The sequence below is a fragment of the Bacillus sp. BC05(2025) genome, from assembly GCF_056725905.1.
On sequence record NZ_JBWYRA010000001.1, the window covers coordinates 87,416 to 102,502 of the forward strand.

Consider the following 15,087-nt stretch of genomic DNA (forward strand, 5'->3'; position numbering starts at 1 on the left):
TTAAGAAATTGGATCTTTTAGTATTTTTATGTCCCGTATACTATATTTTCAACTAAGATATATATGGAGAGATGGAAAATAAAAGGGATGAACAGTTGATATATTATGTAATTATTATAGTATAAAAGTGATTATCAAGGGTAAAAACAGTTCATAAGTAATGTTCTTATTTAATATCTTTATTATTTTGTCTGATTTTTTAGATTTAACAGAAACATATACTTGAATGAAGTATATGTTTCTGTTAAATTTATCCTATGGATAGAACAAGTTTAATTAAAGGTCATTTAGAAATGTGTGTATTATCTATTTTGTCGAAAAAGAAAAGTTATGGTTATGAGATTATGAAAGAACTTGAAGTAAACAATTTAAAATTGAAAGGAGTAGGAAGTATTTACCCCATTTTAACTAAGTTGAAAAATCAAGATTGGGTTAATACTTATCAAGTAGTAACAGACAGTGGTAAAGTTAGGATTTATTATGAAATTAATGAAAACGGGAAAATACGTCTTGAGAATAAAATTAATGAGTGGTTAGAATTGCAATCGGATATTCAAACATTATTAAAAAGCGGTTTGAAAGGAGACCTTCTGAAATGAGGAATAGATTGATAGGTAAAGAAAAGCAATTTTTAATAGACGTACTTAAGGAATTAAAGCAATACGAAATTAGTTTAGAAGAAAGGGAAAATATTAAGCGACAAATATTAGAACATATTCAAGAATGTCGTGAACATGGTGAAGATAGTATAGATGATTTAGGTACACCTCAATTATTTGTTCAAGATTATTTAGAAATAAATGAGATTGATTTACAAGTTAAAAGGAAGCAATTGAAAAATGAAAAGGGGAAATTAAACAAATCTATTTTAAACGGCATATTCATCGCAGTTATTACTTACCTCATCTCGCAAACTACATTTACAGTATTTTTAACTAGATCATTTAATCCAACTAATAGTAAAAATACATTTCAGTATAATCTTTTATATCGTATTTCAGAAAATCAATGGTGGAATTCATTATTAATAATGATTAGTTTTATGCTCTCTTTAGTAGTATTTATTAGTTTAGTAAGTTATAAAAAAAGAAAGTTGTCTAAAGCATAATGAAGAATACGATCTATAAAATGTCTCTAATTTATATTCTTTGTAATGTATTAATGTTATGTATTATAGATTCAAAAGTTTATGCTCAGCAAAATATTAAAATTGCATTAGATAAATATATTGAAAAGTTTATAAAGGAGCAGAAGATTCCAGGAGCTTCTGTTGCAATTGTACATAAAAAAGATGTGTTTTTCAAAAAAACGATAGGAATTACTGGAGAATCTGAAAAAAAGGTAACTAGTAAAACCCCATTTGCAATCGGCTCAATAAGTAAATCTTTAACAGCTTTAGCTATAGTGAATTTAATAGAAGATGAAAAAATAAAATTAGAGGATCCAGTTCAACGGTATCTTCCTTGGTTTCAACTAAAAGATTCTCAAATATCCTCAACTATAACAATCCAACATCTACTAACTCATACAAGCGGAATCAGTACATATGAAGGCTTAGCATTATCAGATAAGCAATCCGAAAATTCTACAGCATTAAAAGAAAATGTAATGAAACTTTCAAATGTAAAATTAACTGCTCCACCAGGTGAAAAATATCAATATAGTAATGCGAATTATATAATACTTGGTGCGCTTATTGAGGCCGTTACAAATGAAACATATTCATCATACATGGAAAAGTATATTTTTCAGCCATTAAATATGAATGGCGCGGCAGCAAGTAAAGAAACTGCATATGAAAAAGGTTATTTAACAGGTTATCAGTCTTGGTTTGGCATACCGAAAAAAAGTATAGTCGCCTATGATAATGCCGGGGCACCGTATGGCTATATTACTGCAAATTTAGAAGATATGATTCAATATATTATGTTCTTGAATCGGTCAGAGGATGCTCAATTCTTAAAGCAAGAAAACATGGATCTTTATCTTTCACCACTTTATAAAATAAATTCAGAAAAAAGTTATGGTTTTGGATTAAGAACAACAAATATAAATGAAAGCGAAACGATGATTTGGCATTCAGGATCAACGCCCGATGCTCGTGCAGAAATATTTATTTTAAATAAAAGTGGCTGGGGTGGTGTGATTTTAACAAATAAAAATCATGTTTTAGAAGAACAAGCACTATCGGTATTGAAAAATGGGATTATTAGTATTTTGAATGAGGAAGAACCGGTTGATATTCCTAAAAACATACCATTAACACAAATTATTTTGTTGATAGTTACACTTATACTTTTTATAATATCATTTATGTTAATTAAAAAGTATAAACATATGAAAACTGCAAAAAAGGTAATTTGGTTATCCATAGGGAGTCTATCCCTACTATTATCTATTACGTTCATCCCAATTCTTACTTATAGTACAAGTTCACCATGGCATACGATTAAAATTTTTGCGTCAGACGTAGCTTTATTTGCAAGTATTATTGTAACTTTATTAGCTGTAAACGGGCTAATTTCAATCTTTATAGCCTTAAGAAGGAAAAAGGTATAAAGGTATATAATTAAAGAAATATAATTTAAGCGTTATAAACAGTTGACTCTCACACGATGTCATTGTTTAAGATTAGGTTGAGCTTCGAAGTAGATTTGAATTTTAGGAGGAAATCATGTTTAAAATAGGAGATTTTTCAAAGTTATCTTCCATTAGTATACGTATGTTGAGACACTACGATAAAGTGGAATTATTACAACCAGTAAAAGTCGATGAACAAAGTGGTTATCGATACTATGCAGCAGCACAGCTAAAGAAAGTAAATCAAATTCAAACATTAAAAGATATGGGATTTAATATTGCAACTATTAAAGAAATAGTTGCAAGTGAAAATATGGAAGTAATAAAATCACAATTTGAAAATCGTATTGCTCAAATAAAGGATGAAATGGATGGCCTCCAAAAACAATTACGTCTTCTTGAAGCCTCAATGAACTCGATGAGAGAGGATGTAGTTGAGATGAACTATCATGTTTCAATAAAAGAAATTCCAGAAAGAAATGTAGCTAGTGTTAGAAAGATTATTCCATCTTATAATCGCGAAGGGGATTTATGGGGTATATTAATGCAAGAAATACAAATGAAAGATCTTAGTATTGCCCATCCGAGTTATAGTATTGCAGTTTTCCATGATCATGAATACAAAGAAAATGATGTAGATGTAGAAATACAGCTAAGTATTTTAGGGAATCACGAAAATACAAAAGACGTTACATTTAAAAATATGGAATCAACTAATGTAGCTTCCATAACGGTTAATGGAAGTTATGAACAAATGACAGCTGTAAATGAAGCTGCGGCAAAATGGATTGAGACAGAAGGTTACGAATTAGCAGGCCCAATGTTTAATATTTATCATGTGACCCCAGAGATGGAATCGGATCCTAATAAGTGGGTTACAGAAGTTTGTTATCCAGTTAGATGATGATAAAGAAAAAAGGCATTAACTATATGCCTTTTTTCTTTATCAACTTATCCGTAAATATCAATAGAAATTACTTCTTGATTCGATTCATCAACTACTAGCACAATTTTATTTGCAAATGTCCTAAATGAGCGGATTGTAATGGATTCCTTTAATGAATCTTCTAAAATCCAACCTGTTGGTACTAAAGAAATAAACTCCTCTTTTTGAAAGAATGAATGTTTGAGGAAATATGCTATTTCTTGCGTTTCTTTTAAGAACATCGGATCAATGCAATCGAATAGTACAGAATAATATTTTAATGTTCTTCTACCGACAATTCTATTAAAAGAACAACTTCGGTATACATCAGGCACTACGGGATATATACCGTTAGTTAGAAGTGCTTTTAAAGTTTGTTTTGATTCTTCCTTTAAACCTATCATGAAAATTTCATGCAATTTATTATTAATAAAAACTTGTTTCACATCTTTATAATGAGGGATTAATTCATTTTTAACTATATTTAAAGTAATGTCATTTGTAATGGGAAAGGACGTATAAACGTCCTCTTCAAGTATGACATCCATGCCACTGAAAAGTTGACAAATCGGACTGAGAGAAGTATTTGAAGATACAGGAGGTGCCTTTTCTATATGAAAATTTTCATTTATAGTAGGTGCTGGATATTTTTGCTCTTCGATTTCAATTAACCAATTATACATAATTAACTTTCCTTCCATCATAGTTTTCGTATCGGACTATATAGTGCAATAACAACTTCAAGTAGCTTAGTGAAAGCAGCTAAAGCAAATATAAACACTGGATTATAGGCTGAAATAATACCTCCTACTAATGCCCCGAGTGGCATAGCTAATCGTGTAAGTACGCGCGAAAATCCTAAAACTCTTCCTTGCATATTTGATGGAACGGTTTCCTGGCGAATTGTGGTTACAATTGTATTCCATGCAATATTGCAAGTCATTGCAATACCGAAAGCAATACCGGGAGCAAGCCAATATGTACTCCAAAGCGCAAAAGTTAAGCCAATTGCTCCAACAAATAGGAGTAAAGGAATTAGAAGACCGCGTTGCAATCTCTTTTCTAAAGGAACTGCAATCAAGCTTCCCAAGAGCCCGCCTATTCCAATTAGTGAATAATTAAAGCCACTTTGTTCCGGCGTAAGTTGCAATGTGGATAGTAAATAATACATGAACACACCTAAAACAGCACTTGCTCCAAAGTTTCCAATCATAGCTTGAAAAGATAAAGCTAAATTTAAGCGGTCATTTTTGAGCCATTTAAATCCATTAACCAAATCAGCTAGTACATTTTGAAGTGTATTTTTATCTTCGCATTTCTTGTTTACGGTTTTCATAGACGGTAATAATATCACAGCAATTAATGTTGCAATAAATGAAAGAACATTAATCCAAAGCACCTGAAAGCCACCAATAAAAGAAATGAAAATCCCAGCAATCATTGGACCAAACAAACTAGCCAATTGATTGACCATTTGATAGAAAGAATTAGCTTTCGTTAATGATGCACCTGCAATATGTGGAATGACTGTAACAGTTGTTACATCAAAAAGCATGGACATAACTGCTAAGGTAAAGGTAATTATGTATAAATGCCAGATTTCTAATAGATGTAATGCGTATAGAATTGGTACAAGACTTACTAAAATAATATTGGTAATATCAGCTATCCAAAGTAACTTTTTTCGATCGTATCGATCAATTATTACACCAACTAAAGGGCCAAATAAAACAATTGGTAATACATTAATAGCAAATAAAGAACTCATAATTACAGCTGAACCGGTTAATTGATAGGCAATCCAAGGCAACGCAAAAGTGTATAGTGAATCCCCAATTCGTGAAATGAGTAAACCAAAAATAAAAATCTTGTATTCTTTAGAGAAAGTTGTCTTTACGGTAAGTCTTTGTTCTTGTTTAAGTTTCACACTATTTATACCACCTTTATTATAGAGGAATTTGAAAATCATCCGTCCAATACTTGTTATATATAGAATTCTGTAATTTTTCGATGAATCCTACTTTTCAGATGTATTTTAAGGAGAAAATAAAAAAATAGTCTGTACTGTTTTAGATAGTATGTGTGGTTGGGGGAGGAGATGTAGATTATACACATAAATAAACTATAAAAATATTATGTAAACTGTTTATGTGTATGAAATATATTTTCCTTATAATTTGTATTTTATAATATATAATAGAAATTAAGAAGATTTTGGTAGTTGTTGGATAAAGGGACTTGATTTGAAAGGAGTGATGTTTTATGAACAAACAGAAGAAAACAAGGTATGAGGTAAAAATAATTTGAGTATGCGTATCATGCCTCTATAAACTAGGTTCGCTCAATGCTAGGAGCAGCGCATGATAAATATTAAAATTGGAAAAAGTCAATACCCAATAACATTAGCTGAAGATCATAATTTTGATTGGTTAAAGGATGTAGAAGTGTTTACTGTTTTTGATCAGCAAGATTCAGGGAATATTAGTTTTGGTATTATTGAAAATGGACAACGCTACTTTTTAAAGTATGCTGGTGCACGCAATTTAGAGTACAAAGATAATGTAGAGGATGCAATCGCATGATTAATGAAAGCAAAAGAAGTATATGAGCAAATTCAACATCCTTTACTAGTTCCATATATTAATTCCATTCCAATGCAAAATGGATTTTGTTTAAGGTTTCATTGGATTGATGGGGAGTGCATGCACAATCATTGGGACTTTACACCGTTTGAAAAGCACCATGCACCAAATTCACCTTTTGTTAAATTAAGACAATTATCCGTGACGGAGAGGCTTAACGTATTGACTCAGATTTTTGAGTTTGCAGCATACGTGGAGTCACTAGGCTATGTCATGGTTGATTTTTATGACGGTAGTATTTTATATAACTTTGAACAATCAAAACTGACGATTTGTGATATTGATTTCTTTCAAAAAACACCTGTATTCAATGAAATTGGTGAGGATTTTTGGGGGACAGCTCGCTTTAAAGCACCGGAAGAATATGAGCTGCATGCACAAATTACAAGCGAAACGAATGTGTATGTGTTAGCCGGAATTGCTTTTGCCTTTATCGGCGGGAAAAATGATAAAAGTTATGAAAAATGGGAAAGTACACAAGAATTATATAATATTTGTAAAAAAGCGCTACATAAAGAAAAAAGTAAAAGGTACCGTACTGTTCAAGCATTTTATGAAGCTTGGCTTGCATATATAGAATAAATAATTGATGGCTCATTTTTCTTAAGAATCTGTGGAATATATAAGTATCAACAAAGGGGAAAGCATAAAATGAACGAATTAGAGTACAAAAACTTTTATGATAAAGTAGGAAGATTAAATGGATGGGATTTTAGTAAAATAAAATGTGAAACTGTAGGAGATTCATGGGACTTTTATAGAGAGGTAAAAGAAAGATGCAAACCATCACATATTTTACTAGATGTTGGTACAGGCGGAGGAGAAAATGTACTTAATATAGCATCTTCAGCTAAATCTTTAATTGGAATAGATAATTCTAATGGAATGATTGAAAAAGCACATTCTAACTTAAAAAAATCAGATGTACAAAATGTTGAGTTTCTGCAAATGGATTCTGAAGCTTTAACGTTTTCACCTGCGCATTTTGATATTGCTTCTAGTTGTCACGCGCCATTTATAGCATCCGAATTAACAAAAGTAATGAAAAAAGGTGCTTTGTTTTTAACACAACAAGTTAGTGAACATGATAAATTGAACTTGAAAGAGGCATTTGGAAGAGGACAATGCTTTCGTGAAAGAGATGGAACTTTAAAAGAAAAGTATATGGGTGAACTTAGTAGTGCAGGATTTGAACTCGTACAAGTACGTGAATATAATATTACTGATTATTACAATTCGCCTGAAGATCTTATTTTCCTGTTAAAACATACACCAATTATTCCTAGATTTGGAGAAGAGGAAGAGGATTTTGCTATTTTACAAAAGTTCATTGATGCAAATAGTTTTGAAAAAGGGATTCGTACAAATTCAAAAAGGTTTATGATTATTGCTGTAAAATCATGATTTGTTTTATTGTAAAAGCTGCTTTTCGTTTAAGGAAAGGCAACTTTTTTGTATGGAAACAATGCAGGATAAACTTAAATATTCATACTAAAGTTGTAGTTTTCATTTGAAAAATCCATCCTTCCGTTTGATTCTATCTATTTATAAATGTAATACAATACGAATAGATAATAAGAAACAAGGAGGTATGCAACGTGATTACACATATATCAGATATAAAACTACAAACGGTTTCGATAGAAGGGGTAAAACAAGTTTATAAGGACATATTATCTTTTCCTATAAAAAAAGAAACAGCATCGTTCATTCAATTTGAAGTAACGCCATACACAACTATTAGTTTTCAAGAAGTGTATGAACCAATTGCACCTGCACATTTCGCTTTTGAGATTCCATATTCAAAATTTCATGAAACAGCAAGATGGCTAAAGGATTCTGGATTACTCATTGTGAAATGGAAAGATGGAAATACAATCGGTGTGGAGAAGGATTTATTCAATTTATACTTTAAAGACGGTGATGGAAACCTACTCGAAATTATTGCACATAGTTATGTTAAAGAAGGTGTATTAGTACCGCATTCGCCTTTAAACATTTTATATGTAAGAGAAATCGGACTTCCCGTTAAAAGTGTACCTGTATTTACAGAATGGTTGAAATCAAATCTAAATATGAAAACGATGGAAGATGGGGATATTTTTAACTTTGTTATAGGTGGTACCGCATACATTATTGCGACTTGGTGGCAACGACCTTGGATCCCAATTGCGATGAAAGCTTTACCACCGAAAGTACACGTATCTTTCGGAACACCAGATCAAGCATTTTTACAGCGAATCCAAATTAACTTTAAGAAAAATAGTGTCCCATTTCAATGTAAACATAATGAAGTATCATTTATTGAGCAAGGATATGCATTTTCAATTGCGCATACACCACATTTTCCTTCCGATATTCCTAGTAAATTAAACTTACCACTTTCTATTTAAGGATAGAAAGTGGTAAGTTTTTTATATTTTCGTAGAGAAGGGTTTCCGCATAATTACACTGAATTTATATAGGAGTATAAGGTGTTAGCTTAATTTACAATAAGGAGAGAAATGAATTGAATTTAGGGAATCTGATAGCTAAAGGGAATACAGCGGAAATCTATCTCTATGATACTAAGGTTGTAAAATTATTTAAAGAATACCTCCCAAATACAGAGTCTATGAATGAAGCAAAAAAACAAAAATATGCGTATTCATGCGGACTATCAGTTCCAAACGTATTTGAAGTGACTAAGATAAAAAATAGACAGGCAATTATTATGGAATACGTAAAAGGGAACAGTATAGGTGATCTCCTGCTTAATAATCTAAATGAGGCAGAGTATTATATAAATATTTGTGTGAATGAACAAAAAAAGATTCACGCTATACGTGTGAATACGGGTGAAATGGAAGTAATGGAGGAAAGGTTAGAGCGTCAAATTAAATCTGTACATAAATTGGATGAAAAACAAAAGGAAAATATATTGAATAAGTTACATTCAATCAAATTTGATCCTAGATTATGCCATGGCGATTTCCACCCATTTAATCTAATTTTGAGTGAAAAGAATGTAAGTATTATAGACTGGGTAGATGCTTGTTCAGGTGATATTCGTGCAGATGTGTTTCGTACATATTTGTTGTATGCGCAGTCTCATATAGAATTAGCAGAAATGTATTTACAAATATATTGCCGTAATACCGACCTAACAAGAGAGGAGATCTTTCAATGGGTTCCTATTATAACTGCAGCTAGATTTTCTGAGAAGGTATCTCCGCAAAATGAAGTGGATTTAAACAAATTATTGAATCAGTATTTATAAGTAATACAACAAAAGTTGTCTAGTAGCTAATTAATAAATACTGTTGTTTAACTAAAGTTTCCTTGTAGTTAAACAACAGTATTTTTAAATATTGATATGGTTATATTTATTTTCGATTTTCATCCTATAAAGGTTCATTATCCGTACTTGTTCCGCAGTTAATTCTTCTTTATCCCAATACATATGCATTAAGCTATATTCAAAAATCTCCTTTAATTTAATAAACATAGGCAACTTGTCTATCATCTCTTTAGGTAGTTCATTTTCCTCTTGATATCCGTCAAATATTGCTTTTGTAATAGAATGCTCATAGTCAACGATATTCCCATTTCCAACAAATGAATATTCTATCGCACTATAAATAGGAACTGCTAAATCAAATATGTAAAAATGTTTTTCACAGTCTTGAAAATCAATCATCGTTAAATTTGAATTGTTTTCAACTAAAATGTTTTCTAACCATAAATCACCGTGAATTAAGCCGTAATTCGAAGTGGATTTTTGTAGCTTTTTTATAGAAGTTAAAGCGTCAGATGCAATTTCTCTTATAGTAGTTTCTTCTTTAGGGATATACTTAAGAAAATTATACTCTGCATTTTCATACCAATCGTTTATATGTTTAACTGGATTAGTCTGTTCAAAGCTTTTAGAAATACGATGTAATTTTCCGATTTGTTTACCAAGCTTTTTAAATATTTTAGAATTCCATTCGCACCTTGGTAAATGTATACCAGGCGCAGCTTTATATAATACGGCAAAAATCTCTTTGTCTAATGTTAACTTTTCTACTAAATTCCCATTAAGAGAATGTATGATTGGAGGAACTGCTAAACCATTTTCATATAAGAAGTTCGTATATGTAACTTCTTCTAACTGTTCTTCATATGTTTTGTAGTTTGTAATTCTAATGAAGTAAGTACCTAGTTCTGTAAGACATTGATACATTTCGTTTGTTATAGGTTTAATGTTAATAAAATTTAATGGATACCGTTCATTTATGAATTGAATTATCTCTTTTTCTAGCTCGTTCATCGTAACGTCCTTTTCAAACTTTTATTTTTTACTAGAGAACGAAAAGAATCTTAAGTTACAACATTCGTGTTTTATTTTTGATATCCTTTAAAATGAAGCATGATGTCATGAATGGCTCATGTTATAAAACACAAGAAATATCAAAAGAAAGAAACGAACCTCTTTTATACTTATAAATAAGGAGTGAAGAAAATGAATGAACGTATACAGCAGATGATTGATTGGATAGAGAGCAATTTAAAAGAAGAATTTTCATTAAATGAATTATCGCGTTATACGGGTTATTCTCCGTATTACTGTTCTTTTAGATTTCACCAAGTAACAGGCATTAGTATTAGGCGCTATATTCTTTTAAGAAGACTGTATTTATCTACGGAGGATTTGAAAAATGATAGAAAGATAATAGATATTGCATTGGATTATGATTATTCTTCGCAAGAGGCTTATAGTAGAGCTTTCAAGACTGTTTTTGGAATGAATCCAAGAGAATACCAACGTAACAACATGCCTATTCAATCATTTGTTAAACTCAATATAAATAAAGAAGGGGAGTTTAAGATGAATATTTCTAGAAAAATAGAGGTTGAACAGTTACGTAATAAGAATAGTGAGCTATTTGATAAAGATGTACTTAACATATTGAACGGTCAAATGATGTATGAAGAATTTAAAACTGAAAAGCTAATGGGTGAGTCTGATTATGCACCATTTAATGAGGCAATGTGTGTGAACCTGGCTACTACACAAGTTTTTAATGATGAGTTTATTAAAACAAGAGCAGAAGGACATAACAGTTCAGTAGAAAGTTATACAAAAAAGGTTATAGATCCGTTAGAAAATCTTTTTGCGAAAAAGTATAAATGCATTGTTTTATGGTTTGGTGAAGATATGTTCTGCCAAATGAACTTACTTACTATACTTTCATACTTAGAACAATCTTGTTATGAAGGGAAAGTATACTTAAATAGTTTCAGGGAGGATGAATTTAAAGTAAATCAAATTGAACTTAAATTGGGGAAGTATTCTACTATATACAATGAAGTATTAGTAAACCATAAAAAGACTTCTCATAAGGTACCACCTGTAATGTATCAGGCTATAGACTTATATTTAGAAATGTTAAAAGAAGATAATATCGTAATGAAATTCATCTCTAAAAATAAAGATTTATCAACTCAAGAATTATTAACAAAGTTGTTTCATCTTTTTCCAACAATCGGATATGGTGATTCTCAGTACATAGAACTGATTAATAAAATAAAGAAGAAAACTACACCTAAAATATAGATGTAGTTTTCTTCCTATATTTGTTCAAGTAATTCTAATTCTTTTTCTACAAATAGCATTAGTTCTTTAATGGTTTCACCAGAGAAATCAAAGCGAATACCGGCTGCATCATATACTTCTTTTATAGATTGCGAGCTTCCTAGTGATAATGCCTTTTTATAATTTTCTAGTGCTTGCTTAGGATCCTCTTTATATTGTTTATACATTTGTAATGCCCCAAGTTGGGCAATCGCGTATTCAATATAATAAAATGGTACTTCAAAAATATGGAGTACAGGTAACCAACTCGTTGCTATCCAGTTTTCGTAGCCATCAATATGTATGACGCTAGATTGATAATGTTTTTGCAGTTGTAAGTATTTTTCATTTCTTTCTTTAGAAGTATGGATTGGATTTTCATACAACCAGTGTTGAAATTGATCTACAATAAGCATAATAGGTAAATATGAAATAACATCTTTAAAGAAGTTAATTTTTGCTTGTTTTAAATCTTTTTTGTCTGTATAGAAGGTATCCCAATAATTAAGCGAGAATAACTCCATTGTCATACTGGCTAGTTCAGCTGTTTCAGCTGGAATTTCTATATACTGTTGTAATTCTAATGGCTTTATGAGTTCGTTATGAATACTATGACCCATTTCGTGTATAAAAGTGATAATATCATCTTGTGTATAATTTAAGTTCATAAAAATAAAAGATAATTGTGAAGCTGGTAAGTATTCACAAAAACCACCAGCTGCTTTTCCTTTGCGGCTTGTTAAATCAAGACAATCGTGTTTATACATTCGGTTTAAAAGGGCTGAAAATTCAACATCTAGTTTATTAAAGATATGAGTGCTCTTTTCAATTAAATCATTTTCATTTGCAATAGGTTTAAGCACTTTTTGACCTGGAGTTACAGCTGATACATCCCATGGGCGAAAAGTATTCACTTGTAGTTTCTCTTTTTTCTCTAGCAATATTTTATCTTTAAGCGGCACAACATATTTACGTATAGATTCAGCTAGTTCATAGCAATCTTTCGCTGAATAATCAAAACGCTCGTATTTCTTGAACATATAATCACGATAATTCTCTAGTTGAATATTTTTTGCTTTTTGTTGGCGGATTTCAATTAAATGATTTAATATGTTTTGGAGTTCTTTTTCAACAGATAAAAATTGTTCAGAAATAATGGTTTTTGCTTTTTTACGGATATCACGATTCGAATCTTGTAAATAGGATTGTAATTCTGTTATCGTTTTTTCTTCTCCGTCCCAAACTCCACTTAATCCTCCAGTAATTTCAAAGTACTCTGTGACTAATTTGTCTTCCTTTATTTCTAATTCGATATTTTCCTCACAAAATAACTTTTGAGCATTTTTTATTTTTACATCTAACAAACCATATACATTAGAATCTAATTCCATTCGAAAAGGAGACTCTAAATATTTATTATCAAATGAATTTTGATAACGTTTCAAAAGAGGCCTTACAAATTGTTGATCATATTCAAAAGTATCTTTTATTTCTTTATTATCCGTATTACATTGAAAGGCGATATAGTGTGATCTTAATTGTTCTTCGATTTCCCAAATTACTTTTGACTGCTCTTTTAACCAGTTTTCAAGGTCTAGTTTTGAAGAAATCATTTTATTTAATAAAGTCGAAAGAGTTTTTTCTAAATGAAGTACATTACTAATATCAATTGTATTTACACGTTGCATTATATATCCCTCACTTTTTATTTATTCATGGAGATATTCTATTTATTAATTGTAATTTCCTTGTTAAGAGAAGAAAATGTGAAATAATGTTAAACTTTAAAGTGGTAGAAGGGATGTATTTCTGTTTGCTTAAGAATGAGGAATATTTTTAAGTCCTTGCATAAGGGGTGAAATAATGTATAAGTATTTACATATTTTTAATGATATAGAAAACATGATTCAACATGGAGAAATAAAAGAAGGAAAGAAATTACCGTCTATACGATCGCTTGTTACGCAATATGAATGCAATAAGGCGACAGTTATACGGGCACTACATGAATTAGAAAAGCGTCATATTATTTATTCCGTCCCTCAAAGTGGATACTACGTTGTTCGAAAGTCAGCGAGTTTTGTAGAGAATGATGAGATAATTAATTTTGCCTCCTCAGCACCAGATCCAGATGTTTTTCCATATTTAGATTTTCAACATTGTATTAATAAAGCCATTGATACATATAAAAATGACTTGTTCGTATATGGGACGCCAAAAGGTTTACCGTCTTTAATTCCGGTCATTCAAAAACAATTAGCAAACTATCAAGTCTTCACTAAAGAAGAAAATATTTTTATAACGTCAGGTGTACAGCAGGCGCTAGCAGTATTAACTTCTATACCATTTCCAAATGAAAATGAAACGATATTAATTGAACAACCAACATATCATCTATATATTGAATATCTAGAAATAAACCAAATCCCTGTAATCGGTATTAAACGTACGAATGAAGGGATTGACTTAAATGAGTTGGAACGTATTTTTCGAATAGGTAAAATAAAATTCTTTTATACAATACCAAGATATCATCATCCGCTTGGAACTTCTTATTCTAAAGATGAGAAAGAAAAAATCGTATTATTGGCTAAGAAATATAATGTATTTATAGTGGAAGATGATTACTTAGCAGATTTAGAAACGGATTCAAAAGCTGATCCGTTATATAGCTTGAATCATGATAATCATGTCATATATTTGAAAAGTTATTCGAAGATTATTTTTCCAGGTTTACGAGTTGGTGTAGCAGTTATTCCACCGATTATTGCGAATGCTTTTTATACATATAAAAAGATTTTAGATATTGATAGCCCAATGATATCTCAAGCTGCTTTAGAAATTTATATAAAGAGTGGCATGTTTGAACGTCATAAAAATAAAATTAAATCTTCCTATCACGATAGATCTAAAAAATTAGCAGAAACACTAGAAAGAACTCATAGTGAAAACCCACTTTTATTCACATATAAAAAGCATAATACAATTGGAATTCATACCTGTTTAAAATTACATAAAACGAGTATTTCAGAAATGTTTTTCCAAAGACTAAGTGAAAAACAAATAAGTATTGATACAATTGATAAAAATTATGTGAGAGGTTTTCCGAAAGAAAGACTATTAAAGTTAAACGTATCGAATGTAAAGGAAGATAGGATGGAAGAAGGAATTCGTAAAATAATGGAGGAAATCAAACAATTGGAACATATAACCTTCCAATTTAAAAAAGAAAAAAATGAATAAGTAGCTTTGTTGTGAGACGCAAAATAATTTTTTTGTTTGTATGTATCGCTATAATAATTGAAGATATTGTTGTAACTAAATATTATAATAAGGATGATAAT

The 15,087-nt window shown here is 30.5% G+C and carries 13 protein-coding genes and 2 pseudogenes; 11 read left to right on the forward strand and 4 right to left on the reverse strand.

What is annotated here, in order from left to right:
- The first annotated feature begins 293 nt into the window (after nucleotides 1–293).
- From ACZ76X_RS00445 to ACZ76X_RS00460, 4 genes are all read left to right on the forward strand, one after another.
- Nucleotides 294–599 (forward strand): PadR family transcriptional regulator, encoded by a 306-nt coding sequence (locus ACZ76X_RS00445; RefSeq protein WP_440032708.1) that lies wholly within the window; start codon nucleotides 294–296, stop codon nucleotides 597–599.
- Entirely contained in the window at nucleotides 596–1,108 is a 513-nt protein-coding gene (locus tag ACZ76X_RS00450) for a DUF1700 domain-containing protein (protein ID WP_479849104.1), read from the forward strand. Before ACZ76X_RS00445 ends, ACZ76X_RS00450 begins: the two co-directional genes overlap by 4 nt.
- Nucleotides 1,108–2,559 carry a serine hydrolase domain-containing protein gene (locus tag ACZ76X_RS00455; RefSeq protein WP_479849105.1) on the forward strand — a complete coding sequence of 484 codons (1,452 nt, stop codon included), beginning with the start codon at nucleotides 1,108–1,110 and terminating at the stop codon, nucleotides 2,557–2,559. The genes ACZ76X_RS00450 and ACZ76X_RS00455 overlap by 1 nt, the downstream gene beginning before the upstream one ends.
- A 115-nt stretch (nucleotides 2,560–2,674) precedes the next feature.
- Complete coding sequence (locus ACZ76X_RS00460; RefSeq protein WP_479849106.1) at nucleotides 2,675–3,484, forward strand: MerR family transcriptional regulator; 810 nt, start codon at nucleotides 2,675–2,677, stop codon at nucleotides 3,482–3,484.
- A 47-nt stretch (nucleotides 3,485–3,531) separates the two neighbouring features.
- Here the strand turns inward: ACZ76X_RS00460 and ACZ76X_RS00465 are convergent, their stop codons facing one another.
- Complete coding sequence (locus ACZ76X_RS00465; RefSeq protein ID WP_479849107.1) at nucleotides 3,532–4,188, reverse strand: hypothetical protein; 657 nt, start codon at nucleotides 4,186–4,188, stop codon at nucleotides 3,532–3,534.
- Between the two features lie 17 nt (nucleotides 4,189–4,205).
- Nucleotides 4,206–5,432, reverse strand: coding sequence for an MFS transporter (locus ACZ76X_RS00470; protein ID WP_479849108.1), 1,227 nt, complete (start codon nucleotides 5,430–5,432; stop codon nucleotides 4,206–4,208).
- 433 nt (nucleotides 5,433–5,865) lie between these two features.
- On the opposite strand from ACZ76X_RS00470, the pseudogene ACZ76X_RS00475 reads away from it, so the two are divergent.
- The 4 genes and pseudogenes from ACZ76X_RS00475 to ACZ76X_RS00490 all read left to right on the forward strand — a co-directional run bounded on the left by ACZ76X_RS00475 (nucleotide 5,866) and on the right by ACZ76X_RS00490 (nucleotide 9,406).
- Nucleotides 5,866–6,729 (forward strand): annotated as a pseudogene (locus tag ACZ76X_RS00475) (serine/threonine protein kinase).
- A 69-nt stretch (nucleotides 6,730–6,798) separates the two neighbouring features.
- Nucleotides 6,799–7,551 carry a class I SAM-dependent methyltransferase gene (locus tag ACZ76X_RS00480; protein WP_479849109.1) on the forward strand — a complete coding sequence of 251 codons (753 nt, stop codon included), beginning with the start codon at nucleotides 6,799–6,801 and terminating at the stop codon, nucleotides 7,549–7,551.
- A gap of 194 nt (nucleotides 7,552–7,745) precedes the next feature.
- A complete protein-coding gene (locus ACZ76X_RS00485) occupies nucleotides 7,746–8,540 on the forward strand; it encodes a VOC family protein (RefSeq protein ID WP_479849110.1) in 795 nt (264 codons plus the stop codon).
- A gap of 116 nt (nucleotides 8,541–8,656) precedes the next feature.
- Nucleotides 8,657–9,406, forward strand: a complete 750-nt coding sequence (locus ACZ76X_RS00490) for an aminoglycoside phosphotransferase family protein (RefSeq protein WP_479849111.1) — start codon at nucleotides 8,657–8,659, stop codon at nucleotides 9,404–9,406.
- Between the two features lie 84 nt (nucleotides 9,407–9,490).
- Here the strand turns inward: ACZ76X_RS00490 and ACZ76X_RS00495 are convergent, their stop codons facing one another.
- Nucleotides 9,491–10,438: a phosphotransferase enzyme family protein gene (locus ACZ76X_RS00495; protein ID WP_479849112.1), complete on the reverse strand. Its 948-nt coding sequence runs from the start codon at nucleotides 10,436–10,438 to the stop codon at nucleotides 9,491–9,493.
- A gap of 192 nt (nucleotides 10,439–10,630) precedes the next feature.
- Here ACZ76X_RS00495 and ACZ76X_RS00500 point away from each other — a divergent pair, with 192 nt between their 5' ends.
- Entirely contained in the window at nucleotides 10,631–11,725 is a 1,095-nt protein-coding gene (locus ACZ76X_RS00500) for a helix-turn-helix domain-containing protein (protein WP_479849113.1), read from the forward strand.
- Nucleotides 11,726–11,739: 14 nt separating this feature from the next.
- On the opposite strand, the gene ACZ76X_RS00505 is transcribed toward ACZ76X_RS00500, so the two are convergent.
- Complete coding sequence (locus ACZ76X_RS00505) at nucleotides 11,740–13,431, reverse strand: M3 family oligoendopeptidase (RefSeq protein ID WP_479849114.1); 1,692 nt, start codon at nucleotides 13,429–13,431, stop codon at nucleotides 11,740–11,742.
- Between the two features lie 175 nt (nucleotides 13,432–13,606).
- Between ACZ76X_RS00505 and ACZ76X_RS00510 the strand changes: the two genes are divergently transcribed.
- Nucleotides 13,607–14,986: an aminotransferase-like domain-containing protein gene (locus ACZ76X_RS00510; RefSeq protein ID WP_479849115.1), complete on the forward strand. Its 1,380-nt coding sequence runs from the start codon at nucleotides 13,607–13,609 to the stop codon at nucleotides 14,984–14,986.
- Nucleotides 14,987–14,997: 11 nt separating this feature from the next.
- Nucleotides 14,998–15,084, forward strand: a pseudogene (locus tag ACZ76X_RS00515) (carboxypeptidase regulatory-like domain-containing protein); the annotation flags it as partial.
- Between the last annotated feature and the right edge of the window lie 3 nt (nucleotides 15,085–15,087).

Bases quoted from the DNA above. Each gene is read 5' to 3' on its own strand.
- ACZ76X_RS00465 (WP_479849107.1), bottom strand. From the start codon at position 4,188: ATGTATAATTGGTTAATTGAAATCGAAGAGCAAAAATATCCAGCACCT.
- ACZ76X_RS00445 (WP_440032708.1), top strand. From the start codon at position 294: ATGTGTGTATTATCTATTTTGTCGAAAAAGAAAAGTTATGGTTATGAG.
- ACZ76X_RS00505 (WP_479849114.1), bottom strand. From the start codon at position 13,431: ATGCAACGTGTAAATACAATTGATATTAGTAATGTACTTCATTTAGAA.
- ACZ76X_RS00495 (WP_479849112.1), bottom strand. From the start codon at position 10,438: ATGAACGAGCTAGAAAAAGAGATAATTCAATTCATAAATGAACGGTAT.
- ACZ76X_RS00450 (WP_479849104.1), top strand. From the start codon at position 596: ATGAGGAATAGATTGATAGGTAAAGAAAAGCAATTTTTAATAGACGTA.
- ACZ76X_RS00500 (WP_479849113.1), top strand. From the start codon at position 10,631: ATGAATGAACGTATACAGCAGATGATTGATTGGATAGAGAGCAATTTA.
- ACZ76X_RS00460 (WP_479849106.1), top strand. From the start codon at position 2,675: ATGTTTAAAATAGGAGATTTTTCAAAGTTATCTTCCATTAGTATACGT.
- ACZ76X_RS00455 (WP_479849105.1), top strand. From the start codon at position 1,108: ATGAAGAATACGATCTATAAAATGTCTCTAATTTATATTCTTTGTAAT.
- ACZ76X_RS00510 (WP_479849115.1), top strand. From the start codon at position 13,607: ATGTATAAGTATTTACATATTTTTAATGATATAGAAAACATGATTCAA.
- ACZ76X_RS00480 (WP_479849109.1), top strand. From the start codon at position 6,799: ATGAACGAATTAGAGTACAAAAACTTTTATGATAAAGTAGGAAGATTA.